Raw genomic sequence first — 23,312 nt, 5'->3', positions numbered from 1 at the left:
TTCCCTCAACAGGCCTGGGCAGGGTCGTGAGTGCGCGGTCGCGTTCGGAGGAGACCGCACAGCCAGGAGCGCTGACCAGGCACACGTCAACGGATGGGGGATGCGGATGCCCGCGATAGAGGTACGCGAGCTGCGCAAGAGCTACGGGGAGAAGGTGGCGGTCGCGGACGTCTCGTTCAGCGTGGGGCGGGGCGAGATCTTCGGGATCCTGGGGCCCAACGGGGCTGGGAAGACCACCACGGTGGAGTGCGTGACCGGGCTGCGCAGGCCCGATGGCGGGACGGTGTCGGTGCTGGGGCTGGACCCGCGGCGGGACCGGGACGAGCTGCGGCAACGGGTGGGTGTGCAGTTGCAGGAGAGCAGGCTGCCGGACCTGATTCGGGTGGGCGAGGCGGTCGAGTTGTACGCCTCGTTCTACGCCCAGCCCGCCGACCCGGACCGCCTGCTGGCCGAGTTGGGGCTCATCGAGAAGCGGAACACCGCGTTCAAGAAGCTCTCCGGCGGCCAGAAGCAGCGGCTGTCGATCGCCTTGGCCTTGATCGGCAATCCGGAGATCGCGGTGCTGGACGAGCTCACGACCGGGCTGGACCCGCAGGCGCGGCGGGACACCTGGGAGCTGATCGAGAAGATCCGCGACCGCGGCGTGACCATCCTGCTGGTCAGCCACTTCATGGAGGAGGCCGAGCGGCTCTGCGATCGGCTGGCGATCATCGACAACGGCCGGGTGGTGGCGGTGGACAGCCCGGTGGGGATGGTCAACCGGGTGGTCTCCGAACAGCGGCTGCGGTTCCGCCCGTCGGCGCCGCTGGACCTGAAGCTGCTCACCGACCTGCCCGCGGTGGCCGACGCGAGCCGCAGCGGCTCGCAGATCATCGTGACCGGCGACCAGGATGTGCTGCCCGCGGTGGTCACGCTGCTGGCGCGCAACCAGATCGTGGCGACCGACCTGCGCCTGGAGCAGGCGAACCTGGACGACGCATTCGTAGCCCTCACCGGGCGGACCCTGGAGGGGGAGAAATGAGCACTCCGTCCGTGACGCAGCGTTCCTCGAAGAAGGGCGGTTCGGCAGGCACCCTGGTCGGCATCACGGCGCTGGAGGCCAAGCTGTTCCTGCGGGAGCGGTCGATGGCGTTCTTCTCCCTCGCCCTTCCCACCCTGATCCTCGTCGTGATGGGTCTCATCCCGGGGTTGCGCAAGGCCGACGAGAAGTTCGGCGGGGTGTCCTTCGTGGAGTTCTTCATGCCCTCGCTGATCGTGGTCAGCATCGCGCTGATGAGCGTGAACCTGCTGCCCCAACGACTAGCCGCCTACCGCGAGCAAGGCATCCTGCGCAGGCTGTCCACCACCCCGGTGAACCCGGCGAAGCTGCTCGTCGCGCAGTTGGTGATCCACTTGGCGGTCGCGGTGCTGGGAGCGGTGCTGCTGGTGCTCGTCGGCAACCTCGCCTTCGGGGTGGCGTTGCCACGCAACCCGGGCGGGTTTTTGCTGGCCTGCCTGCTCGGCACCACGGCGTTGTTCGCGCTCGGCCTGATGGCGGCGGCCATCGCCCCGAGCGCCAGAGCCGCCACGGCGATCGCGCTGCCGATCTTCTTCGTCTCGATGTTCTTCGGCGGCGTGTACCTGCCGCGGTTCCTGCTGCCGGAGCTTCTGTTGCGCATCGGCGACTACGTCCCGCCCAGCGTGCAACCCATCCAAGACGCGTGGACCGGCACTACCCCCGCGGCGTTGCCGCTGGTCATAATGGCTGCGATAACACTGGGGGCGGGAGCGGTGGCCGCCAAGTCGTTCCGCTGGGACTAGATGGTGACGCTCTTCGGAGAAGATGGCTGGCGTCAGTTGCGAGTGCCTGGCGCCATCTCCGGGTTCATGCTCGTCGCCTCGACGGTGCTGGCACTGGCCGTCGAGGAGCACACCGGCACCCCGGACTGGTCACAACGGCTGACCACGATCGGCCTTGCGGTGCTGGCGGGCAGTTGGCTGCTCCTCACCGCGACGCTGCGCGTGGAGTGGGAGCAGCGCCGGGTCCGCTCGATCGTGTTCTTCGCCGGTTTCCTGGCGCTCACCCTGCTGCTGGTCACCCGCAGCGGGTGGTACGGCGCGTTCGCCTGGTCCGGCTACCTGTACGCCATCGCGTTGTTCCCCGGTCGCTGGGTCATCGCGGGCATGATCTCGGTGGCGGTGTTGTCGGCGCTGTCGCAGTGGGGCGGCACCCTTCCCGAGGCCAGGAGCGGCCCCGTGGCGGCCTTCGCGGGCACCATCGCGCTGAACGCCATCCCGGCCACGATCATGGGACTGATCGGACGGGCGGTGGAGCTGGAGAGCGAGCAGCGCCGCCGGATGGTGGACGAGCTCGCGCAGGCCAACGCGAAGCTGGAGGCGACGCTGGCGGAAAACGCGGGCCTGCACAACCAGCTCGTGGTGCAGGCGCGGGAGGCGGGCGTGCTGGACGAGCGGCAGCGGCTGGCCGCGGAGATCCACGACACGCTGGCGCAAGGCCTGACCGGCATCGTCCGGCAACTGGAGGCCGCCGAGCTCGACCCGGCGCACTGGCAGCGGCACGTCAGCACCGCGCAGACCCTCGCCAGGGACAACCTCACCGAGGCCCGGCGCTCGGTGGCGGCGCTGAGCCCGCAGTCGCTGCAGGAGGCCCACCTGCCCGAGGCCATCGCCGACCTCGCCCGCGGCTGGACGTCGACCGCGGGCGTCCCGGTGCGGGTGGAGACCAACGGCGAGGTCCGCAGGCTGACCACCGACATCGACGTCACCCTGTTCAGGGTGGCGCAGGAGGCACTGACCAACGTGGCCAAACACGCCCGCGCGAGCAGGGTCGGCCTCACCCTGTCCTACCTGGAGGACGTGGTGCTGCTCGACGTCCGCGACGATGGCGTCGGGTTCGTGCCGGGCGGCGTGGGCTTCGGGCTGTCGGCGATGCGGCAGCGGCTGGAGCGGGTGGCGGGCAGGCTGGAGATCGAAAGCACTCCCGGCGAGGGCACCACGGTCAACGCGACCGTGCCCGCGATCGGCGCGGCCCTGTGATCCGCCTGCTCATCGCCGACGACCATCCGATCGTGCGAGACGGCCTGCGCGGAGTGCTCTCCAGCGACCCGCAGTTCGAGGTGCTCGGGGAGGCCGCCAACGGCGCTCAGGCGGTGGCGATGGCACAGTCGCTGGCGCCGGACGTGGTGCTGATGGACCTGCGGATGCCCGAGTTGGACGGGGTCAGCGCGATCCGGCGGATGGCCGAGCTCGGCCTGCCCGCGCGGGTGCTGGTGTTGACCACGTATGACACCGACGCCGACGTGCTGCCCGCGATCGAGGCGGGCGCGACCGGCTACCTGCTCAAGGACGCCCCGCGCGACGACCTGATCCGCGCCATCCTCGCGGCGTTCCGCGGCGAGGCAGTGCTGTCCCCGTCGGTGGCCGGGAAGCTGATGGGCCAGGTGCGGCGCCCGGCGCCCGAGGTGCTGAGCGCTCGTGAGCTGGAAGTCCTGCGGCTGGTCGCCGCGGGCAGCACGAACCGCGAGGCCGCCGCCGCCCTGTTCATCAGCGAGGCCACCATCAAGACCCACCTCCTGCACGTCTACGAGAAGCTGGGCGTCCGGGACCGGGCCGCCGCCGTCAGCGAGGCGTACAAACGGGGTCTGCTTGGCTAGCTCTGAGCACTCTTACTACCGGCGGGTAACATATGGTGTCCGCCAGGAGAATGGAGTCGTATGCGCGTCCTGATGCTCTCCTGGGAATACCCGCCCGTCGTGGTGGGCGGACTGGGCAGGCACGTGCACGCCCTCGCGGTGGAACTGGCCAAGCAGGGCCATGAGGTGGTCGTGCTGTGCAGGCAGCCGACCGGCAGCGACGCGGGCACCCACCCCACCACTGACACCGTCGCCGAGGGCGTGCGGCTGATCCGGGTGGCCGAGGACCCCGCGCATCTGAGCTTCGAGCATGACCTGGTGGGCTGGACGCTCGCGATGGGCCACGCGATGACCCGGGCCGGGTACACCCTGCTCGCCGACTGGCGCCCCGAGGTGGTGCACGCCCACGACTGGCTGGTGGCCCATCCGGCCATCGCGCTGGCCGAGGCCGCGGGCGTGCCGCTGGTGTCGACCGTGCACGCCACCGAGGCGGGCCGCCACAGCGGCTGGCTGTCCCACCCGCTGAACCAGCAGGTCCACTCGGTGGAGTGGTGGCTGGCCAACCGCTCCGACGCGGTGATCACCTGCTCCTCGGCCATGCGCGAGGAGGTCACGCACCTGTTCGAGGTGGACCCCTCGTTGATCACCGTGCTGCACAACGGCATCGAGCCGCGAAGCTGGCGGGTCCGGCCCGCCGAGGTCGCCAAGGTCCGCGCGGAGTTCGCCGCCGAGGACGAGCAGCTACTGCTCTACTTCGGGCGCCTGGAGTGGGAGAAGGGCGTGCAGGACCTGCTGGCCGCGCTGCCCCGCATCCGCCGCACCCATCCCCGCACCCGCCTGGTCGTCGCGGGCCGCGGCCGCCAGCTTCAGCTGTTGCAGGACCAGGCCCGCAAACACCGCGTCAAGCGCGCCGTGACCTTCGTCGGCCACCTCCCCGACCGCACCTTGACGGCGCTGGTGGCCTGCGCCGACGCCATCACGCTGCCCAGCCGCTACGAGCCCTTCGGCATCGTCGCCCTTGAGGCGGCGGCCGCGGGCACCCCTTTGGTCACCTCCACCGCGGGCGGCCTCGGCGAGATCGTCCGCGACGGCGAAACCGGCCTGTCCTTCCCGCCCGGTGACATCCCCAGGATCGCCGACGCCGTCCGCCGGGTCCTCAACGACCCCAAGGCTGCCGCCCACCGCGCCAAGGCCGCCAAGGCCCGTCTGGCGACGGATTTCAACTGGACGCATATCGCCCGCGACACCGCGGCCCGCTACGCGGTGACCGAGCGCCGCGCCCACTCTCCGCTCCCCCGCCCGAAGATCGCCTCGGGCAACGCCTTCACCCAGACGTAGGACGTCAGACCGGCGTCGAGCCCGACTGCATCTTCTGTGCAGCATTTTGAATGCGACAGGAATGAGACTGGTGCATGCCTGCAATCCTCACAGCGCGCCGTCGGCGGGCCACCGAGTATCAGGTGTGCCGAACGGCGCGGTCGGCTTTGCGGGCCATGTCGGCGATCGCGGCCTCGCGGGCGCGGCGTTCGACTACGGAGGCCTCGAAGTCGGCCTTGCGGTTGCGGACCACACGGGCCGGGATGCCGACCGCGATCGAGTACGGCGGGATCTCGCCGCGGGCGACGGCGTGGGCGCCGAGCACGCTGCCTCGGCCGATGCGGCAGCCGCGGAGCACGGCGACCTTGGTGCCCAGCCAGCAGTCGGGGCCGATGCGGACCGGGGTTTTGACGATGCCCTGGTCCTTGATGGGCAGGTCGAGGCGGTCCATGCGGTGGTCGAAGTCGTTGATGTAGACGTCGTCGGCGAGCAGCGTGGAGGCGCCGATTTCCACGTCCAGATAGCAGTTCACGGTGACGTTGTTGCCGAAGACAGCCTTGTCGCCGATACGCACCGAGCCCTCGTGGCACCTAATGGCCGTGCCGTCTCCAATGTGCACCCAGCGGCCGATCTCCATTCGGGCATAGCCGCGGCGGCAGGAGATGCGGACGCCCCTGCCGAGGAAAACCAGGCCGTGCATCCGAATGTTCGGATAGAGCAGCCGCAGGCGCAGCAGGCGCCAGTATCGGACCAGGTACCAGGGGGTGTAGGCGCGATGCCGCAGCACCCACCGGAGCGAGGCGAAGGTGAGAAATCGGGCGCTGGGAATCGTCACGAGCAATGCACCTTACCGGGCAGGTCGGCATTACCGGAAAGCGGCAACATCACCATCAACCAGATAACGACTCGGCCACCCATCCGTAAAGCCATTCATCCGTCAACTACACCGTTTAGGGTGAACAACATGCCACGGATACCGCTGATCATCGACACCGACCCCGGTGTGGACGACGCGTACGCCCTCGCGCTGGCCGCGGCCAGCCCCGAGGTCGACCTGCGTGCAGTGACCACGGTCTTCGGCAACGTCAGTCTGGGGACGACCACCGAGAACGCGCTGCGCATCCTGGCTCTGTGCGGTCGCCAGGACGTGCCTGTCGCGCCCGGCGCCGAGCGCCCGCTGATCTACCCGATGGCCGACCGCGAGATCAATGTGCATGGTGCCGACGGGCTCGGCGGGATGGCGCCACGGCTGCCCGCGCCCGCGCCGGTCAGCAAGCTGCGGGCGGTCGAGTTGATGGCCGAGGTGCTCGGCAACTCCGAGGTGCCGGTGACGCTCGCCGCGATCGGTCCGCTCACCAACGTCGCGGCGCTGCTGGCCGCCCACCCCGATCTGGCGGGCCGCATCGGCAGGCTGGTGGTGATGGGCGGTTCCATGGGCATGGGCAACGTGACCCCGACGGCCGAATTCAACATCTGGGCCGATCCGGAGGCCGCCCGCCGGGTGCTGGTCGAGGAGGACATCCCGATCACGCTAATCCCACTGGACCTGACTTACCGGTGTGCGGTGGGCACCGACTGGCTTGGCGAACTGGGGTCGTCGGGTCCGGTCGGCGACGCGCTGATCGCGCTGAGCGAGGTCTACCGGTCCTTCTACTCCCGCGCGATGGGGCACGACATGCTGGTGCTGCACGACGCGGTCGCGCTCGCCGAGGCGATCCAGCCGGGCATCCTGTCCTGTAGGCGCTACCCGGTGGAGGTGGCCTGCGGGATGGGTCCGGCGCGCGGCACCACGATCGTGGATCAGCGGCCGTTGAACACGCTCTCCCGCGGCCGCGAGATCGACATCGCGTTGGACGCCGACCTGGTGGCGCTCAAGCAGTTCCTGCTCCGCCGTCTCGCCGGGCTCGCACCCGTCACCTAGCGAGATGGTCGGCCAGCGGCGCCCAGCCGCCGTCGGGGCGGTACGGTCCCCAGCCTCCGGGGTCGTTGGACCAGTACAGCCAACTCGCGCCGACCTGCTCGGCCAGTGCGGTGATGTCGTCGACGTAGTCCAGTGCGCCCGGTTTCGTGGCGTCCAGGCCGAATTCGCCGATCACCAGCGGGGCGTTCATCCGGCGGGCGGTCTCGACCGACGCGACCCGCCACAGTTCGACCTCGGCCTTGGTCAGCAGCTTGGTCAGGCCGGTGTAGTTCTGGCCGGTGTCCAGCAGCGGCGGGTACAGGTGCGGGGCGTAAGCGAGCCGCGGCTCACCGGGTCGGGGATCGGCGAGCCGCGGCAGAGCGGAAGGTAGTCCCCAGTTGACGCCGAAAGCCTGTGGTTCCAACAGAATCCACCGGTTGGAGTCCACCTCGCGGATGGCGTCGATGGTGCGCTGGTACAGCGGGGCGAGCAGGGTCCGCTCGAAGACCGGGTACGGCACGCTGCCACCCCAGGGCTCGTTGAACAGGTCGTAGCCGATCACGCCGGGCGTGGCCGCGAACCGCTTCGCCACGTGCCGCCAGGCGGCGATGAAGTGCTCGCGCAGTTCGGGGTGTTGGCCGGTGGTGCCCCAGAAGTGGTCGAACGCCCTGGTCACGCCGGGCTCGAGGTAGGCCAGCGCCCACGGCTCGCGTTTGGTGACGGGGAGGCCGTCGAAGTGGGTGGCCCATTCGGGGGCGCCGTTGTTGCCGACCGGGTCGCCGACCGCGCGGTCGAAGGCCGGGCCCCACAGGTCTTGGTGCATGTCCAGGACGACCTGCATGCCCGCGTTGTGGTACCAGCGGATTCGCTCGGCGACGGCGTCCAGATAGGACTCGTCGTAGCGGCCGGGAGCGGGTTCGACCTTGGCCCAGAAGATCAGCAGGCGTACTCCGTTGGAGCGCAGCTTGGCCGCCTCGGCGTCGATGTGCCGGGCCTGCGTCCACGGCATGGCGTCGGCGGAGACCTTGGCGCTGTGGCCGTTGTTCAGGCCGCGCAGGCGGATCGGTTGGCCTGCGTCGGTGGTGAGTTGGCGCAGAACGCCGGCGGCATGCGGCCCCTGTTCCGCGGCCGCCGGAGTCAGGCTCGTCAGCAGCATCAACACGATGACTGTCACGGCTGCCCGCATCGTTCGCTCCCCTGCGCCAACCACCCCGACGAACATGGAACTTATTCATCTTTTTTCGGGATGGCAATACCGAATCGGTCTCGTTAGGCCCGTTTGACGAAAATTCTCCGCTCAGCAGCGTGCCGCACGGCACAAAAACGCCGTCGGGGTGTCCCCGATCCGGGTCAGCACCACGCTGGCCTCGGCGCTTCCGGTGAGCTTGAGCCTGCGCCGCAGCGCGTCAGGGTCGACGGGCAGCCCGCGGACCAGGATCTCCAGCCTGCCGATGTCGTGCTTGCGCAGCATCGTGCGCAGCGTCTTCTCGGTGAACCTGCCCGAGTCGAACACTTGGAAGGCCCGCGTGCCCTGCGGCGGGGTGTCGCCGGTGAGGTAGGCGATGCGCGGGTCCAACTGGCCAAGGCCGTGGCGGGCCGCGTAGTGGCGCACCAGTCCGGACCGCACCACGGCGCCGTCGGGGTCCACTATCCACTCGCCGACCGCCCGCACCGGGCAGTCGTCGGGTTCGGCGTCGGTGACCGTCCACAGCGGACCGTCCGGTCCGAGCACGCTGGCGCGGCGCCGGACGCCGGGTTCGGCGAGCCCAGCGCTCCACAGCACCGCCTCGCGCACGGAGCCCGCGAGCGACACGATCTCGATCTCGGCCGCCCACGGCACCGCCTCGAAGTCCAGGCCAGGCGCGCACTTCACGACCAGGTCGCGGCCCTGGTAGACCTCGGCGAGGGTGTCCAGCGGCGGGCTGAGGTCGGCCGGGTTCCACCGGCGCCTGCCGGAGTCGTCCCGCCGCGCGGGGTCGGCGAGCACCACGGCGCCGGTGGTGATCGGCCGCAGCGCGTCAGCCCGCAGCAGCGGTACCCGCCCGGCCAGGTTGTGCTCGGCCATCGCCAGCCGCACCGGGTCCAGGTCGGACCCGACGCAGCGGTCCGCAACACCCGCCAGTTCGGCGAGTTCGGCGCCGATCGAGCAGGTCACGTCGTGCACGGCCCGGCCGCGCAGCCGCCGGGCGCGGTGTCGGGCCACCGGCGACGCAGTCGCCTGCTGCAACGCCTCGTCGGTGAACAGCCACCGTTCGGCACCGTCCAGTTTGGACAGCGCCCGGCGGCGCAAGACCGCGGTCTCCAGCACCGCCGCGGCGTACTCGCCCGCGACTGCCCGCAGGGTGGCCAGGTCGGGCAGCCGGGAGGCGGGTGTCAGCGGGAGGTCGGCGGCGACGCGCAGCGCTGCCTCGCCCTCGGGCGAGCGGAGGTAGCCGACGTCGGCGGCGGTGAAGGTGAAGGCCACAGGTCAGGGCTCGCGGGTGTGGAGTCGGGTGGGCACCCGATTATCCACTCACGGTCCCTTCCGGCCGGTCACCAGCACGTTGTAGAACACCTCGCGCGGCAGCACCCTGGCGAAGACGTTCTCGTCCAGCCAGGTCAACCGCTGCCAGGTGCGGTAGGCGAAGTTCGCCCAGCCCATGCCGAGGCGTTGCTTGGGCACGGCGGCCTCGAAGGTGCGCACCGGCCAGCCGAACAGGGCCGCCGAGAACTCCTCGGTCACGGCGTGCACCTCGCGGGCACCGGCCTCGCGGGCGGTCCGCTCCAGTTCGGCGGGGTCGAAGGTGTGCAGGTCGACCACGGCCTCCAGGGCCGCCGCCCGCGACGACTCGTCCAGTTCGGTCTGCGGGCGGCGCCAGCCCTGCAACGGGGGCAGGCGGGTGAGGTTGGTGGTCAACCACCAGGTGACCCGGCCCAGCCTGCGGGCGTAGAAGTCGCCGACGCGCGTCGGGTCGCCCGCGAAGACGAAGCGGCCGCCGGGTTTGAGCACGCGCAGCACCTCGCGCATCGCGGCGGGGATGTCCGGGATGTGGTGCAGCACCGCGTGCCCGATCACGAGGTCGAAGGTGTTGTCCTCGTACGGGATGCGCTCGGCGTCGGCGACCCGACCGTCCACGTCGAGACCGAGGCCCTTGGCGTTGCGCAGCGCCACCTCGACCATGCCGGGTGAGAGGTCGGTGACCGAGCCTTTGCCGATCACGCCGCCCTGCATGAGGTTGAGCAGGAAGAACCCGGTGCCGCAGCCGATCTCCAGGGCGCGGCCGTAGGGCCAGTCGCGCTCACCCGCGATGGCCTTGAAGCGGCCGACGGCGTAGTCGATGCAGCGCTCGTCGTAGGAGATCGACCACTTCTCGTCGTAGGTGCCCGCCTCCCAGTCGTGGTAGAGCACGTTGGCGAGCTTGGGGTCCCGCCAGGCCGCCTCGATCTCGGCGGCGCTGGCGTGCGGGTTCGGGGTGGGGTCGGGGCTCATCGGCCCACGAACTTCGCCTTGCCGGGGCCGTTCTCCACGAAGGAGGCCATGCCCTGCTTCTGGTCCTCGGTGGCGAACAACGCGGCGAACAGGTGCGTCTCCAGCTTCAGGCCGTTGCCGAGGTCGGTGTCCAGGCCGCCGTCGATGGCGGCCTTGGCGGCGGCCAGTGCGCGGGCGGGACCGCCGGTGAACTGCCCGGCCCAGGTGCGGGCGGCGTTGTAGACCTCGTCGGCGGGCACGACCTCGTCCACCATGCCCAGGTCCAGTGCCTCGTTGGCGGGCACGAAGCGGCCGGTGTAGACGAGGTCCTTGGCTTTGGCGGGGCCGACGAGGCGGGCCAGCCGCTGGGTGCCGCCCGCGCCGGGGATGATGCCCAGCAGGATCTCGGGCTGGCCGACCTTGGCGTTGTCGCCCGCGATGCGGCGGTCGCAGCACAGCGCGAGTTCGAAGCCGCCGCCGAGGGCGTAGCCGGTGATGGCGGCGACGGTGGGCTTGGGGATGTCCGCGACGGCGGTGAAGGCGGAGGACAGCTTGCCCGCGCGCTCGGCCATGTCCGCGTAGGACATGTCGGCCATCTCCTTGATGTCGGCGCCCGCGGCGAAGACCTTCTCGCCGCCGTAGACGATCACGGCGCGGACGTCGGCGCGGTCGGTTGCCTCGTGGGCGGCGGCCCGGATTTCCTCCTGGACCTGCTTGTTCAGCGCGTTCATCGGCGGTCGCTCCAGCCGGATGGTGCCGATGCCGCCGTCAACCTCAAGCCTGACGAACTCGCCCACGCGTCTGCCTCCTAGCAGCCTCACAGCAACTGAAGCGGAGGTTACCGCCCGGTTCGCTCCAGGGCACTCCCGCGTAAAACCGGTCACATTTCACCGGCGGCGCGCGAAGTACCGCCCGTCGGTGCGGTCCAGCCGCAGGTCTTGGTCGAAGGCGGCGGCCAGGTTCGGCTCGGTGATCACCTCGTCCAGCAGGCCCTGCGCGACCACCCCGCCTTGGCGCAGCAGCATGGCGTGGGTGAAGCCGGGCGGGATCTCCTCGACGTGGTGGGTGACCAGCACCTGGGCGGGCGCGTCCGGGTCGGCGGCGAGTTCGGTGAGCAGCGCGACGAGGTCCTCGCGGCCACCCAGGTCGAGCCCGGCGGCGGGCTCGTCCATGAGCAGCACCTCGGGGTCGGTCATCAGCGCCCGCGCGATGAGGGTGCGCTTGCGCTCCCCCTCGGACAGCGTGCCGAACTCGCGGTCGGCCAACTCGCCCATGCCCAGGCGCTTGAGCAGTGCCTGCGCGCGGTCGAGGTCGAACTGGTCGTACTCCTCGCGCCACCGGCCGACCACGGCGTAACCGGCGCTGACCACGAGGTCGCGGACCTTCTCCTCGGCGGGAACGCGGGTGCCGAAGGCCGCGGAGCAGAAGCCGATGCGGGGCTGAAGCTCGCGGATGTCGACGCGGCCGAGCCGCTCGCCGAGCAGGTGCACCTTGCCGGTCGTGGGGTGAAGCTGCGCGGCGGCCAGCCGCAGCAGCGTGGTCTTGCCCGCGCCGTTGGGGCCGAGGATCACCCAGCGTTCGTCGAGTTCCACCTGCCAGTTGATGCCCTTGACCAGGTGCGTCTTGCCCCGTCGCACGCTGACGGAGTCCATCCGCACCACGAGGTCCGTGACGTCGACAAGATCGTCCTGCTGGGTGTCGCGCTCGGTCACACCCCCATTGTTGCCGACAGCACCACGGCGGCATTCGGCCGGGAGTACCTCACCTCTCGCGCTGGACCCCGATCATCGGCGAAGATCGAAGGCGTGTCCGTCCCACCCGGCCAACCGTTCCCACTCGGCGCCCACCCCACCGATGGGGGTGTGCGCTTCGCGGTGGCGTCCTCGATCGCCGATGCCGTCGAGGTCTGCCTGATCGGCGCGGACGGCACCGAAAGACGGGTTGAGCTGCCCGAACGCACCTACGGCGTGTGGCACGGCATCGTGCCGGACGTCGGCCCCGGCCAGCGGTACGGCTTCCGCGTGCACGGCCCCTACGACCCGTCCTGGGGCGCCCGGTGCAACCCGGAGAAGCTGCTGGTCGACCCCTACGCCCGCCAGATCACCGGGCATCTGACGGATCTGGCTGCGGCACAGGGCTTCGAGGGTGATCCGATGACCGGGCCGCCCTCGGTGGTGGACTCGCTCGGCTCGGTGCCGTTGTCGGTGGTGACCCAGCCGGGCACGGTGGACGTGGTGAGCAGGCCGATGGTGCCGTGGCCGGACACCGTGGTCTACGAGGTGCACGTGCGGGGGTTCACCAAACTCCACCCCGAGGTGCCCGAGCACCTGCGCGGCACCTACCTCGGACTGGCCCATCCCGCGGTGATCGAGCACCTGCGCGGTCTCGGCGTGACCACGGTGGAGCTGCTGCCGGTGCACGCGTTCGTCACCGAGCCGCCGCTGATGCGGGCGGGCAGGCGCAACTACTGGGGCTACTCGTCGCTGGGCTTCTTCGCGCCGCACCCGGGCTTCGCCAGCCAACCCGGCGCGGAGATCGCCGAGTTCCGCGCCATGGTCTCGGCGCTGCACGCCGCGGGCATCGAGGTCGTGCTGGACGTGGTGTTCAACCACACCTGCGAAGGCGGCTTCGACGGCAGCACGCTGTGCTTCCGCGGTTTCGACGCGCCCGCCTACTACGCGCACGGCCCCGGCGGGGCCTGCCGGGACGTCACCGGCTGCGGCAACACCCTGGACGCCGGTTCGCCCACAGTGGTGCGGCTGGTGCTGGACTCGTTGCGGTACTGGGTGAGCGAGTTGGGCGTGGACGGCTTCCGCTTCGACCTCGCCAGCGTGCTGGGACGGCCCGGCGCGTTGGACTTCGACCGGCACGCCAAGCTGCTCACCGCGATCACCTGCGATCCGCTGCTGACGCAGGTCAAGCTGATCGCCGAACCGTGGGACGCCACCGGCGAGGGGTATCAGGTCGGCAATTTCGCGGTGCAGTGGGCGGAGTGGAACGGCCGGTACCGGGACACCGTGCGGGACATCTGGCGCGGCGCGACCGGCGTACGCGACCTTGCCTACCGCCTCACCGGCTCCTCGGACCTCTACGCCGACGACGGCCGCCGACCGTGGCAGTCGGTGAACTTCGTGACCGCGCACGACGGTTTCACGCTGCGCGACCTGGTGTCCTACAACGACAAGCACAACGAGGCCAACGGCGAGGAGAACCGGGACGGCACCAACGACAACCGCTCCTACAACCTCGGTGTGGAGGGCGACGATCCGGAGTTGACGCCGCTTCGGGTAAGGCAGGCGCGCAACCTGCTGGCCACGCTGCTGCTGTCCACCGGGACGCCGATGCTGCTCGGCGGGGACGAGTTGTGGCGCACGCAGGGCGGCAACAACAACGCCTACTGCCAGGACAACGAGGTCTCCTGGGTGCACTGGCGGACCGAGCAGCCGGATCTGTTGGAGTTCACCCGCAGGCTGCTGCGGGTCCGCGCGGACTGTTCCGCGCTGCGGCAGCCGGAGTTCTTCCAAGGCCACGACGCGTATCCGGATGAACCGGACCTGATCTGGTTCCGCGGCGACGGCGAGGAGATGTCGGAGATCGACTGGTTCGACGAGGACCGGCGGACGCTCGGCATGTGGATCGACGCCTCGTCGTGCGGGCACGCCTGGTTGCTGGTGCTGCACGCGGGTGCGGAGCCGACCACAATCACGCTGCCGCCAGCCGAGTACGGGCGGCGGTACGAGGTCGTGCTGGACACCGACTCGCCGGTCGGCGACCCGCGGGGCGCCGCGTTCGCGGCGGGCGAGGAGATGGAGTTGCCGGGGCGCACCCTGCGGTTGATGCGGGCGCGGGAATGAGCCGGATCACATCCGCCCGCGTGTGACCCGTCTGTAACATGCAAGGCATGTCCGGAACGCTGCTCACCAGCGATCGCGCAGTCGACTACCTGCGCGTCGCGAGCTGTGCGTGTCCGCGGACGCGACGCGTGATCTGACAGCGTTCGACGTCCTTTCTTTGCACAGGCGGTTTCTCGGCGTCCGCTGATCCACGTGTCGCGTCGTCCAGCCGGTTCATCCATGCCATCCCACTGGACCTTCTGGAGCAATTCATGACGACCGCGCTGCGCACTCAGCCAGTCGGAGACCTGCCGGACCCCGCCGACGTGACCCCGCTGCCGCTGGGTACCACCGACCTCGCACCGCAGGTGGACCTGCGGCTGATGCACGACCTGATTCACCCCAATCGTCCCCTGTGGACTCCTCGCGAGCTGCGCGACCTCACCAGGGACGTGGCGAGCGAGCTCACCGACGAACTGCTGGCGCTGGTGCGCTTCGACGACGCCCAGCGCTGGTGGACGCGGCTGGCGCTGACCGCCGGTGTCGAGTTGTGGCTGCTCACCTGGACACCGGGCCAGGGCACCGAGCCGCACGACCACGGTGGCGCGTCCGGCTCGTTCACCGTGCTGCTGGGCGGGGTCCGCGAGGACTACCGCTACCCCGGCGGCCCGATCCGGACCAACCGGCACAAGGTCGGCGACTCCGTCGCCTTCGGGGCAGGCCGCGCGCACCAGGTGCGCAACACCGGTGTGGTGGACGCGGCCACCGTGCACGCCTATTCGCCGCCGCTGACGCCGGTCCGCGAGTATGCGAGCCTCGCCGACTATGGGCTGGCGCCCGGCCGCAGGCAGGTTTTGGAACGGAGCTTGTGATGGGTGCCAATGAACTGCTCGACCAGGCCCGCTCCACGCTGGAGCGGTTGACACCGGAGCAGGTGGAGCGGCTGCTGCGAGCTGGGGAGGCACTGCTGGTGGACATCCGCCCGCATGCCAACCGGGCCGCCGAGGGCGAGATCCCGGACGCGGTGCCGGTCGAGCGGATCGTGCTGGAGTGGCGGCTGGACCCGCACGGCGAGCACCGGCTGCGCGGCCTCACCGAGGACACCACGGTGGTCGTGCTGTGCAACGAGGGCTACGCCTCCAGCCTGGCCGCCCGCGATGCCCAGCGCCTCGGCCTGCCCAAGGCGACGGACCTGATTGGCGGTTACCGCGCGTGGAAGTCCGCGGGCCTGCCGACGGTGCCGGGAGGCACACCGGCGGTGCCCTGACCGTTTTGTGCTTGTGCGTCAAGGCACAAAGGTCGCCTGGTCGGGCGGCAATGCGTATCGGAAGGGTGAGAGCCATTCGGGTGTCTCGTCAGCGGGTATTTCGTTGGTTACCGTCCGGAACCGCCCCTGACCAGGCACCAGATCACGGAGTACAGCGGGATGCGCAATGTCTGGGTGATACCCACCGCGGTGCTGGCGGCCAGCGTGACGCTGGGCGCCGGTGGCTCGGCCACCGCCGAGGCGCCGCGCACTGCCACGAGCGCCGAGGGCCCCGACGGCGTGCTGTCCATCCCACCGGGCATCTTCGGCCCGCAGGCCCCCGAACCCCCGATCCGCCGCTTCCTTCCCGGCCCCCGCCCACCCATGGAGGCCCAAACCGAGGTCATCCCCCGCGTCTACGAACCGGTCCGTGGCACCTTCGGCCTCGCGAACTGGATCACCGACCGCTGATTCCCGGACTTAGGGTCCTAAGTCCGGGAATCAGGGGGCTCCTGAGCGGACTTAGGACACCAAGTCCGACTCTGGACACTCGGTCGAGGCTCTTACGGGTTGTCGGTCTTCAGGGTGTAGGAGCCGGAGCCGCTGTAGGCGTGGACCAGCCAGCGGTAATAACCAGCCGTGCCGTTGTAGGTGACCGTCTCGTTGGCGGCTTCGGTGGTGCCCTGCGCGACGGTGGTCCAGGCGGAGCCGTTCCACTTCTGCAGGTACAGGTCGAAGTCGGTGCCGGACGGGCCGGTCAGGCAGCCGCGGTGGGTGCCGGACGCGGTGCTCTGGTAGTAGCGGCCGTTGGGCTGGTAGGCCGTGCCGCCGCTGTTCAGGGAGCCGGTGAAGGTCTCCTCGGCGCAGGTGCCCCCGCCGGGCGGCAGGGTGGTGCTGGTGGGCGGCGTGGTGGTCGGGTTGGTGCCGCCGAAGCGGGAGTAGAGCAGCTTGTTGGGCGAACCGGTGCCCAGGTTGGTGACCTTGCCCGTCGTCGTGTTGTTCACGATCGCGTCGCGGACCTGCTGCGGCGTGGCGTTCGGGTTGGCCGCCAGGTAGAGCGCGGCGGCACCCGCGACGTGCGGGGTGGCCATCGAGGTACCGCTCTTGGTGGCGGTGCCGGTGTTGCTGGTGTGGCTGGCGGAGACGATGCCGTCGCCGGGGGCGAACAGGTCGACGCAGCTTCCGTAGTTGGACGTCCAGATCGAGTTGGAGACCCGGCCGTCGCTGCGGTTGGTGGCGGCCACCGTGATCGCCTCGGGCGTGCGGGCGGGCGAGACGTTGCAGGCGTTCTGGCCCTCGTTGCCCGCGGCGAGTGCGTAGGTGATGCCCGCGGCGATCGAGTTCTTCACAGCGTTGTCGATGGCGGTGTCGGCGCCACCGCCCAGGCTCATGTTCGCGACGGCGGGCTTGCGGGCGTTCTGGCTGACCCAGTTGATGCCGTCGATGATGCCTTCGTTGGAGCCGAAGCCCTGGCAGTCGAGCACCCGGATCGACACCAGCTTCGCCGCCTTGGCGACACCGTAGGCGCTACCGGCAACGGTGCCCGCGACGTGCGTGCCGTGGCCCTGGCAGTCGCTGCCGTTGCGGCCGTCGTTAAACGCGTCGAAACCGGCGCTCGCCCGGCCACCGAAGTCGCTGTGCGAGTAGTTGATGCCGGTGTCCATGATGTAGGCGGTGACGTTGCTCGCCGTGGTGTCGTAGGTGTAGGTGCTGCTCAGCGGCAGGTCGCGCTGGTCGATGCGGTCCAGGCCCCAGGTGGGGTTGTTCTGGGTGTCGAGCATCTTGAAGCGGACCACCGGTTGCACGTAGGCGACCCTGGAGTCGGCGGCCAGGGTGCGGGCCTTGTCCTCGCTGATCTCCAGCGAGAACCCGTTGAGTGCCGAGGTCCACGCGCTGCGGACTTTGCCGCCGTAGCGGGCGGAGAGGTCACGGGCCGCGGCGGGCGACTCGGAGCGGGCCGATGCCCCGTCCTTGAGCACCACGATGTAGCGGCCTGCGACCTGTTCGCCGCCATTGACGGCCAGAATGCTGCCCTCGTTCGCGGCTGCCGCGCCGGTGGAAATTGCTCCCACCGCGGCGAACGCGGTGATCCCGAGAGCCGCTGCCATGGCTCTCCGGACATGCGAAATACGCGCCACTTTTGTTCCTCCTGTGCAGGGGTCGGCGCCGACCGCCACGGAGGCTGCGACCGACACCGTTTCTCCGACTACCAGGGGAAACAGGGTGTGACCCTGGGCAGTCGGAGGACTTCGTACGAAGTGTCAGAAAAATAAGCCCGTGTGCTGCGTTAAAACAGTCTTTAAATGGTCGATCGCATTGCCTATAATCGGCGTATAGCATCGCGGCATATTGCCAGCGTTATGCTTTTCACGATGACGCGTTCCTTTCAATTGTTACCAACCCGAGGCCTCATTGGCAACGGCCGCCGCGGTGGAACCCGGGGCTCCTGAGTACCGTCTCAAGCTTCGTGGGGTGGATGCGCAGGCCGAGCCTGCTGATAACGATCGCCGTGGCCGTCGTGCTCGTCGTGCTGCTGCCGTCGGTGCCGGGCGGGCTGGCAGGCGCTGTCGGCGCGGTGCTCGGCGTGCCGGTGATGATGGCGGCGCTGCAATTGGGGCTGCTGGCGGGCACGCTGGTGTGGGGCCTTCGCCTGCACCGCTTCGTGATCGGTATCGGCCCTCGGCTGCGCGAGTGGCGCCCGGGACGGCTGGTGATCGTCCTGCGCGCCGTTCCCCTGCTGCTGTCGATCTCCGTCGGCCCGCGGCGCAAACCCGTACGGCTGCGCATGTGGTGTGCGGGCGTGACCTCGGCGCTGGTGGCGATCGTGGTGGCGGTGCTGCTCGGTTTCGCCGCGGACACGCCGCTGTTGACCGGACTGGCGGTCGGGGCGGCGGCGACCCTGCTGCATGCGGTGCTGCCGCGCCACGACGCCGCCAACACCTCCACCGGCTGGCTGCTGTTCACGTTGCCCAGGCTGCCCGCGGTGCGGATCGCGGAACTGGAGGCGGCGCCGCTGGTGGACGCCGCCTTGGACGCGGTGAACGCGGGCGATCTGGCCACCGCCGACCGGGTATCCACCGAGTTGGTGACCGCTCACCCGGAACTGCGGGCCAGCCGCGCGACCCGGATCGCGGTGCTCGAGGCCCACGGCCGCTACGCCGAGGGCGTGCAGCAGACCATGGAGTTGCTCCAACTGCCCGGCGCCCAGCCCCGCGATCTCGCGCTCACCTTGGCGGGCCTCGCCGGGCTGGCCGCGTCAGCCGTGGAGGCGGGCCAGCTCGACGCCGAGTTGGGACTGCCGATGGCCGAGCGGGCCGCGGCCGACGCGAAGGAGCTGGGATACCCGGCGTTCAAGCTCAACGGCGCCAAGGCCCTGCTCGCCCTGCTGGGCGGCGACACGGCGGAGGCCGCCCGCCTGGCGAAGTCGGCCGCGGCCGAAAGCGACCACCCGCTCAGCCGGGCCGACGATCTCGCCACCCTCGCCTCCGCTCAGATGGCGGCGGGCGACAACAACGCCGCCCGCCACACCCTGGCCGAGGCCGAGCTCCTGTCGACCTGGTGGCCCCGCGTGACCCGGCTCCGAGCGCGTCTCAACGTGAATTAGGGGGCCTCTCAATTTGTTTAGCGCCCTGAACCCTGTTTCGGGGCGTCCCCCGCCGGGTTCAGGGCGCTAAACCGGGGTTCAGCCGATGAAGCGGATGGCGTGGGCCATCTTGTTGGAGCCCCAGAGCCAGCCGAGGTGGATGCTGGTGCCGCCGCGCGGTGCGGAGGCCTCCAGGATGCGGCCGTCGCCGACGTAGATCGCGACGTGCACCGTGCGGTTGGTGTCGCGGCCGTCGTGCAGGAACACCAGGTCACCGGCGCGCAGTTCGTGGTAGGCCACCGGGCGGCCCTTGCGGTACTGCTCGTTGGAGTTGGCGCCGATGTCTATGCCCGCCCCGCGCCAGAAGGCGTGCAGGGTGTAGCCGGAGCAGTCCATGCCGAAGCGTTTGTGATCGGGGTATCCGGCCGGGCTGGGCGTCGGGATGCCGCACGAGGCGCCGCCCTTGCCGCCCGCGCCCCACGAGTAAGAAAGGCCTTTCCCGACGTAATAGCGAGCGACGTCGAGAACTCGGGAAATGCGCTCCTGGTCGGAGCCGTGGCTGTTGCCCGCGGGCCCGTTGATGCGGCCGTGGCCCGCCGAGCAGTCGTCGGCGGCGGGGTGCTGCCCGATGCAGTCGAGGATATTGCCGCGGTCGGCCTTCACGTAGGCGTGGGAGACGTAGCCTGCGCGCCCGCCGTGGCTGACGCGGTCCCAGACGTGGGTGCGGCTGACCGCGCCGCTGACGCTCTGCCCGGCCAGTTGGCATTCGATGGTGATCCGCGTGCCGGAGCCGATGCCGCCGAGCTTCGCGCTGTCGGCGGTGGGCTGTTCACGCAGGGCGAGTGGGGTGGCGCCACCGGTGTGCACGGTGGCCCCGCTGGAACCGGGTGGGGCGTGTGCCTCCACCACTGGTTCGGGGTTGTTCTCGGCATATACCGGTGTGGGCGACAAGAAAGGCGCCGCGATCACCAGTGCGAGAAACGCGAAATACCTGCGCATGCCCATCCCTCCCCGAATGCCGATCAGCTGTGCATTCGGAGTACACGCGGAGAGCAATAGACCAAACCGGTGAACGCCAGGATTCAGTCCTTCGTGGACTGTGTCCGATCAGTCACGCGCCTGATCAAGTTGCGGCGCACGCGTGCCTGCGCTGCCCTTGAAGTCGTGCCCACGTATCGAGTCGCGCAGACAACCCCGCCCTCGACTCCCGCCATCGGTGCTCTCATCGGCTTCGCGATCGCCGCCTACGGCGTGGCCTTCATCGGCGGGCTCGCCAGTTCGGTCGGCGTCCAAGGCTGGTACCGCGACGCCGAGCGTCCCAGCTTCACCCCACCGGACTGGGTTTTCAGCCCCGTGTGGCTCGTCCTCTACGGCCTGATGGCGGTGTCGGCCTGGCTGGTGTGGCGCAACCGCCAGCGCAACGCGGCGGCCGCCAAGGACGGCCTGACCCTCTGGTGGATCCAACTCATGGTCAACCTGCTCTGGACGCCTGCGTTCTTCGCGCTCCAGTGGCTCCAGATCTCACTGTTGATCATCATCGTGCTGGACGTCCTCGTCGCGACCACGATGCTCTACTTCTGGCGCGTCTCCCGCCCCGCCGCCCTGCTGCTCATCCCCTACCTCGCCTGGATCCTCTTCGCCACCGCGCTGACCGGCGCCTTCGCCTGGCTGGCCTGAACCCATTTCGCATTCAGCGACCTGAACCCGTGATCGTGGGCTCAGGTCGCTGAACGTGGGTGTCAGGTTGCCAGGACCACGCGGCCGAGTTCGGGGGCGGAGCCGAGGAGTGAGTGGCGGGGTAGGACTCGGACGGTGTAGCCGACCGAGCCGGGATGCGGGAGGGGCAGTTGGACCTGGTAGCGGCCGGGTTCGACCTCTCGCATGGACACGGTGATCACGTCGTGGAGGTCGTCGGAGTCGTCGACCTTGCCAACGACCGCCTGGATGTCGACGTCGGAGGCCTCGAGGCCGCCCAGGTCGACGGTGGCGGTGATCTCGGCGGGGGCGCCCAGGGGTGGGGCGGTTTCGCCTTCGACGGTCATCTCGCTGTCGACGACCTTGACCTGGGGCCAGGCGGCTTCGATGCGGGCGCGGTAGGCGGCCAGTTCCTTGGCGCCGCGGAAGTCGGTGCCGCAGACGGCCGCGGCCGAGCGGGCCGCGGGGGCGTAGTAGTTGTCGACGTACTCGCGGACCATGCGGGAGGCCTGCACCTGCGGGCCGAGTGAGGCCAGGGTGTGGCGGACCATGGCCATCCACCGGGTGGGGACGCCGTCCTCGCCGCGGTCGTAGTACAGCGGCGCCACCTGGGAGCCCAGCAGTTCGTAGAGGGCGTCGGCTTCCAGGTCGTCGCGGCGGTTGTGGTCGCTGACGCCGTCGGCGGTGGGGATGGCCCAGCCGTTGGAGCCGTCGTAGAACTCGTCCCACCAGCCGTCGCGGATGGAGAGGTTGAGGCCGCCGTTCAGCGCCGCCTTCATGCCGGAGGTGCCGCAGGCTTCCAGCGGGCGGAGGGGGTTGTTCAGCCAGACGTCGCAGCCCCAGTAGAGGTAGCGGGCCATCGACATGTCGTAGTCGGGCAGGAAGACCACGCGGTGACGCACGCGGGGGTCGTCGGCGAAGCGGACGATCTGCTGGATCAGGGCCTTGCCGCCCTCGTCGGCCGGGTGCGACTTGCCCGCCACCACCAACTGGACGGGGCGGTCGGGGTCGAGCAGCAGGGAACGCAGCCGCTCGGGGTCGCGCAGCATGAGGGTGAGGCGCTTGTAGGTGGGGACGCGGCGGGCGAAGCCGACGGTCAGTACCTCGGGGTCGAAGACCTGGCCGGTCCAGCCGAGTTCCAGGGCGGACGCGCCGCGCTGGAGCCAGGCGACGCGGACCCGGCGGCGGACCTCCTGGACAAGCCGCTCACGCAGCGAGCAGCGGAGTTCCCACAGCAGGGAGTCGGTGACGGGCTCGAAGCCGCGCAGCCCGACGCCACTGTCCATTTCGGACTCGCCGAGGAGCTTGCTGATCTCGGGCGCGGCCCAGGTTGGGCCGTGCACACCGTTGGTGACGGAGCCGATCGGCACCTCGTCGGTGTCGAAACCGGGCCAGAGGCCCCGGAACATGTCGCGGCTGACGCGACCGTGCAGTTTGGACACTCCGTTGGCGCGCTGACCGAGCCGCAGGCCCATGTGGGCCATGTTGAACTTGGCGGGTGCCTCCTCGGCGCCGAGTTCGAGGACGCGGGTGACGGGGACGCCGGGCAGCAGGCCTTCGCCGTGGCCGTCGTCGAAGTAGTGGCGCACCAGTTCGGCCGGGAAGCGGTCGATGCCCGCTGGGACCGGGGTGTGGGTGGTGAAGACGGTCCCGGCGCGGACGGCGGTGAGTGCCTGGTCGAAGTCGAGGCCGTCGGCGGCGATCAGTTCGCGGATGCGTTCCAGGCCGAGGAAGCCCGCGTGGCCCTCGTTGGTGTGGAAGACCTCGGGTTGGGCGATGCCGGTCTGGTCGCAGTAGGTGCGCACGGCGCGCACGCCGCCGACGCCGGCCAGGATTTCCTGCTTGATGCGGTGGTCTTGATCGCCGCCGTAGAGGCGGTCGGTGACGCTGCGCAGGTCGTCGTCGTTTTCCTCGACGTCGGAGTCGAGCAGCAGCAGCGGAACGCGGCCGACCTGTGCCTTCCAGATGCGGGCGCGGAGCAGCCTGCCGCCGGGCATGGCGACGTGCACCAGGATCGGGGCGCCGGACGGGTCGGAGATCAGCTCCAACGGCTGGGCGCGCGGGTCCAGGATCGGGTAGTGCTCGACCTGCCAGCCGTCCAGGGACAGGGACTGGCGGAAGTAGCCGGAGCGGTAGAGCAGGCCGACGCCGATCAGCGGGACGCCGAGGTCGGAGGCCGCCTTGAGGTGGTCGCCCGCCAACACGCCGAGGCCGCCGGAGTAGTTGGGCAGCGCCTCGTTGACGCCGAACTCCATGGAGAAGTAGCCGATGGAGTGGGGCAGCCTGCCCGCGTCGCCCGCATCGGCCAGTTCGTCTTGGCGGCGCTGGTACCAGCGCGGCGCGGTCGTATAGCGGCGCAGGTCGTCGGCGATGGCCCTGGTGCGCGCGAGGAAGTTCTCGTCGACGGCCAGTTGGTCGAGGCGGTGCGCGGGTACCTCGGCCAGCAGCCGGATCGGGTCCCCGTTGACCTGCTGCCAGACCTCGGGGTCTACCGCGGCGAACAGGTCCAGCGTCGGCGGATGCCAAGCCCAGCGCAGGTTCGTCGCCAGGATGGCCAGGGCGGACAGCGGCTCAGGGAGGTGAGCCCGGACGGTGAAGCGGCGGACAGCTCTCACGAAACTCAGCCTAGGGCGTCGCACCCCGTGAGCCGAAGCCGCA

At 70.0% G+C, this 23,312-nt stretch carries 21 protein-coding genes; 12 read left to right on the top strand and 9 right to left on the bottom strand.

The genetic code is table 11. The features are described 5' to 3' along the window. Nucleotides 1–106: 106 nt before the first annotated feature. From ACU6XJ_RS17060 to ACU6XJ_RS17040, 5 genes are read left to right on the top strand one after another with little or no spacing between them, the layout of a single operon-like run. On the top strand, nucleotides 107–1,021 hold the full coding sequence (locus ACU6XJ_RS17060; RefSeq protein WP_476314074.1) for an ABC transporter ATP-binding protein: 915 nt from the start codon (nucleotides 107–109) through the stop codon (nucleotides 1,019–1,021). Beyond that, nucleotides 1,018–1,800 (top strand): ABC transporter permease, encoded by a 783-nt coding sequence (locus ACU6XJ_RS17055; protein WP_476312276.1) that lies wholly within the window; start codon nucleotides 1,018–1,020, stop codon nucleotides 1,798–1,800. The genes ACU6XJ_RS17060 and ACU6XJ_RS17055 overlap by 4 nt, the downstream gene beginning before the upstream one ends. A gap of 42 nt (nucleotides 1,801–1,842) precedes the next feature. After that, nucleotides 1,843–3,036, top strand: coding sequence for a sensor histidine kinase (locus ACU6XJ_RS17050; protein ID WP_476314072.1), 1,194 nt, complete (start codon nucleotides 1,843–1,845; stop codon nucleotides 3,034–3,036). Beyond that, on the top strand, nucleotides 3,033–3,653 hold the full coding sequence (locus ACU6XJ_RS17045; RefSeq protein ID WP_476312274.1) for a response regulator: 621 nt from the start codon (nucleotides 3,033–3,035) through the stop codon (nucleotides 3,651–3,653). Before ACU6XJ_RS17050 ends, ACU6XJ_RS17045 begins: the two co-directional genes overlap by 4 nt. A 60-nt stretch (nucleotides 3,654–3,713) precedes the next feature. Beyond that, nucleotides 3,714–4,970 carry a glycosyltransferase family 4 protein gene (locus tag ACU6XJ_RS17040; RefSeq protein WP_476312271.1) on the top strand — a complete coding sequence of 419 codons (1,257 nt, stop codon included), beginning with the start codon at nucleotides 3,714–3,716 and terminating at the stop codon, nucleotides 4,968–4,970. Between the two features lie 118 nt (nucleotides 4,971–5,088). Here the strand turns inward: ACU6XJ_RS17040 and ACU6XJ_RS17035 are convergent, their stop codons facing one another. Beyond that, the gene (locus ACU6XJ_RS17035) at nucleotides 5,089–5,784 is read right to left on the bottom strand and encodes an acyltransferase (protein WP_476312268.1); all 696 of its coding nucleotides are present in this window, start codon (nucleotides 5,782–5,784) and stop codon (nucleotides 5,089–5,091) included. Nucleotides 5,785–5,913: 129 nt separating this feature from the next. On the opposite strand from ACU6XJ_RS17035, the gene ACU6XJ_RS17030 reads away from it, so the two are divergent. After that, on the top strand, nucleotides 5,914–6,870 hold the full coding sequence (locus ACU6XJ_RS17030; protein ID WP_476312266.1) for a nucleoside hydrolase: 957 nt from the start codon (nucleotides 5,914–5,916) through the stop codon (nucleotides 6,868–6,870). On the opposite strand, the gene ACU6XJ_RS17025 is transcribed toward ACU6XJ_RS17030, so the two are convergent. The 5 genes from ACU6XJ_RS17025 to ACU6XJ_RS17005 form a co-directional block, all read right to left on the bottom strand. Further along, complete coding sequence (locus ACU6XJ_RS17025) at nucleotides 6,863–8,035, bottom strand: glycoside hydrolase family 5 protein (RefSeq protein WP_476312263.1); 1,173 nt, start codon at nucleotides 8,033–8,035, stop codon at nucleotides 6,863–6,865. The genes ACU6XJ_RS17030 and ACU6XJ_RS17025 overlap by 8 nt on opposite strands. Nucleotides 8,036–8,146: 111 nt before the next feature. Further along, nucleotides 8,147–9,313 (bottom strand): THUMP-like domain-containing protein, encoded by a 1,167-nt coding sequence (locus tag ACU6XJ_RS17020; RefSeq protein ID WP_476312260.1) that lies wholly within the window; start codon nucleotides 9,311–9,313, stop codon nucleotides 8,147–8,149. A gap of 48 nt (nucleotides 9,314–9,361) precedes the next feature. Then, complete coding sequence (locus ACU6XJ_RS17015; RefSeq protein WP_476312258.1) at nucleotides 9,362–10,318, bottom strand: class I SAM-dependent methyltransferase; 957 nt, start codon at nucleotides 10,316–10,318, stop codon at nucleotides 9,362–9,364. Continuing rightward, on the bottom strand, nucleotides 10,315–11,094 hold the full coding sequence (locus ACU6XJ_RS17010; RefSeq protein ID WP_476312256.1) for an enoyl-CoA hydratase/isomerase family protein: 780 nt from the start codon (nucleotides 11,092–11,094) through the stop codon (nucleotides 10,315–10,317). The genes ACU6XJ_RS17015 and ACU6XJ_RS17010 overlap by 4 nt, the downstream gene beginning before the upstream one ends. Nucleotides 11,095–11,184: 90 nt before the next feature. Continuing rightward, a complete protein-coding gene (locus ACU6XJ_RS17005; RefSeq protein ID WP_476314070.1) occupies nucleotides 11,185–11,949 on the bottom strand; it encodes an ABC transporter ATP-binding protein in 765 nt (254 codons plus the stop codon). Between the two features lie 153 nt (nucleotides 11,950–12,102). On the opposite strand from ACU6XJ_RS17005, the gene glgX reads away from it, so the two are divergent. From glgX to ACU6XJ_RS16985, 4 genes are all read left to right on the top strand, one after another. After that, on the top strand, nucleotides 12,103–14,151 hold the full coding sequence (glgX, locus tag ACU6XJ_RS17000; protein ID WP_476312253.1) for a glycogen debranching protein GlgX: 2,049 nt from the start codon (nucleotides 12,103–12,105) through the stop codon (nucleotides 14,149–14,151). A gap of 362 nt (nucleotides 14,152–14,513) precedes the next feature. Continuing rightward, nucleotides 14,514–15,002, top strand: a complete 489-nt coding sequence (locus ACU6XJ_RS16995; RefSeq protein WP_476314069.1) for a cysteine dioxygenase — start codon at nucleotides 14,514–14,516, stop codon at nucleotides 15,000–15,002. Then, nucleotides 15,002–15,397 (top strand): rhodanese-like domain-containing protein, encoded by a 396-nt coding sequence (locus ACU6XJ_RS16990; protein ID WP_476312252.1) that lies wholly within the window; start codon nucleotides 15,002–15,004, stop codon nucleotides 15,395–15,397. Before ACU6XJ_RS16995 ends, ACU6XJ_RS16990 begins: the two co-directional genes overlap by 1 nt. Nucleotides 15,398–15,556: 159 nt before the next feature. Beyond that, nucleotides 15,557–15,847 carry a hypothetical protein gene (locus ACU6XJ_RS16985; RefSeq protein ID WP_476312249.1) on the top strand — a complete coding sequence of 97 codons (291 nt, stop codon included), beginning with the start codon at nucleotides 15,557–15,559 and terminating at the stop codon, nucleotides 15,845–15,847. A 92-nt stretch (nucleotides 15,848–15,939) separates the two neighbouring features. Here the strand turns inward: ACU6XJ_RS16985 and ACU6XJ_RS16980 are convergent, their stop codons facing one another. Next, on the bottom strand, nucleotides 15,940–17,484 hold the full coding sequence (locus tag ACU6XJ_RS16980; RefSeq protein WP_476312247.1) for a S8 family peptidase: 1,545 nt from the start codon (nucleotides 17,482–17,484) through the stop codon (nucleotides 15,940–15,942). A 368-nt stretch (nucleotides 17,485–17,852) separates the two neighbouring features. Between ACU6XJ_RS16980 and ACU6XJ_RS16975 the strand changes: the two genes are divergently transcribed. Beyond that, entirely contained in the window at nucleotides 17,853–18,980 is a 1,128-nt protein-coding gene (locus ACU6XJ_RS16975; protein WP_476312245.1) for a hypothetical protein, read from the top strand. A 78-nt stretch (nucleotides 18,981–19,058) separates the two neighbouring features. Here the strand turns inward: ACU6XJ_RS16975 and ACU6XJ_RS16970 are convergent, their stop codons facing one another. After that, the gene (locus tag ACU6XJ_RS16970; RefSeq protein WP_476312242.1) at nucleotides 19,059–19,958 is read right to left on the bottom strand and encodes a C40 family peptidase; all 900 of its coding nucleotides are present in this window, start codon (nucleotides 19,956–19,958) and stop codon (nucleotides 19,059–19,061) included. Nucleotides 19,959–20,123: 165 nt separating this feature from the next. On the opposite strand from ACU6XJ_RS16970, the gene ACU6XJ_RS16965 reads away from it, so the two are divergent. Further along, the gene (locus ACU6XJ_RS16965) at nucleotides 20,124–20,636 is read left to right on the top strand and encodes a TspO/MBR family protein (protein ID WP_476312239.1); all 513 of its coding nucleotides are present in this window, start codon (nucleotides 20,124–20,126) and stop codon (nucleotides 20,634–20,636) included. 62 nt (nucleotides 20,637–20,698) lie between these two features. On the opposite strand, the gene glgP is transcribed toward ACU6XJ_RS16965, so the two are convergent. Next, a complete protein-coding gene (gene glgP, locus ACU6XJ_RS16960) occupies nucleotides 20,699–23,269 on the bottom strand; it encodes an alpha-glucan family phosphorylase (RefSeq protein ID WP_476312236.1) in 2,571 nt (856 codons plus the stop codon). Nucleotides 23,270–23,312: the final 43 nt, after the last annotated feature.

This window comes from Actinorectispora metalli (assembly GCF_056323685.1).
Note: the sequence above shows the minus strand (reverse complement) of the source record. Positions and strands in the feature narration are given on the sequence as shown.

Bases quoted from the DNA above. Each gene is read 5' to 3' on its own strand.
- ACU6XJ_RS17060 (WP_476314074.1), top strand. From the start codon at position 107: ATGCCCGCGATAGAGGTACGCGAGCTGCGCAAGAGCTACGGGGAGAAG.
- ACU6XJ_RS17055 (WP_476312276.1), top strand. From the start codon at position 1,018: ATGAGCACTCCGTCCGTGACGCAGCGTTCCTCGAAGAAGGGCGGTTCG.
- ACU6XJ_RS17040 (WP_476312271.1), top strand. From the start codon at position 3,714: ATGCGCGTCCTGATGCTCTCCTGGGAATACCCGCCCGTCGTGGTGGGC.
- ACU6XJ_RS17030 (WP_476312266.1), top strand. From the start codon at position 5,914: ATGCCACGGATACCGCTGATCATCGACACCGACCCCGGTGTGGACGAC.
- ACU6XJ_RS17025 (WP_476312263.1), bottom strand. From the start codon at position 8,035: ATGCGGGCAGCCGTGACAGTCATCGTGTTGATGCTGCTGACGAGCCTG.
- ACU6XJ_RS17015 (WP_476312258.1), bottom strand. From the start codon at position 10,318: ATGAGCCCCGACCCCACCCCGAACCCGCACGCCAGCGCCGCCGAGATC.
- ACU6XJ_RS17005 (WP_476314070.1), bottom strand. From the start codon at position 11,949: ATGGACTCCGTCAGCGTGCGACGGGGCAAGACGCACCTGGTCAAGGGC.
- ACU6XJ_RS16995 (WP_476314069.1), top strand. From the start codon at position 14,514: ATGCACGACCTGATTCACCCCAATCGTCCCCTGTGGACTCCTCGCGAG.
- ACU6XJ_RS16990 (WP_476312252.1), top strand. From the start codon at position 15,002: ATGGGTGCCAATGAACTGCTCGACCAGGCCCGCTCCACGCTGGAGCGG.
- ACU6XJ_RS16985 (WP_476312249.1), top strand. From the start codon at position 15,557: ATGCGCAATGTCTGGGTGATACCCACCGCGGTGCTGGCGGCCAGCGTG.
- ACU6XJ_RS16980 (WP_476312247.1), bottom strand. From the start codon at position 17,484: ATGGCAGCGGCTCTCGGGATCACCGCGTTCGCCGCGGTGGGAGCAATT.
- ACU6XJ_RS16975 (WP_476312245.1), top strand. From the start codon at position 17,853: ATGCGCAGGCCGAGCCTGCTGATAACGATCGCCGTGGCCGTCGTGCTC.
- ACU6XJ_RS16970 (WP_476312242.1), bottom strand. From the start codon at position 19,958: ATGCGCAGGTATTTCGCGTTTCTCGCACTGGTGATCGCGGCGCCTTTC.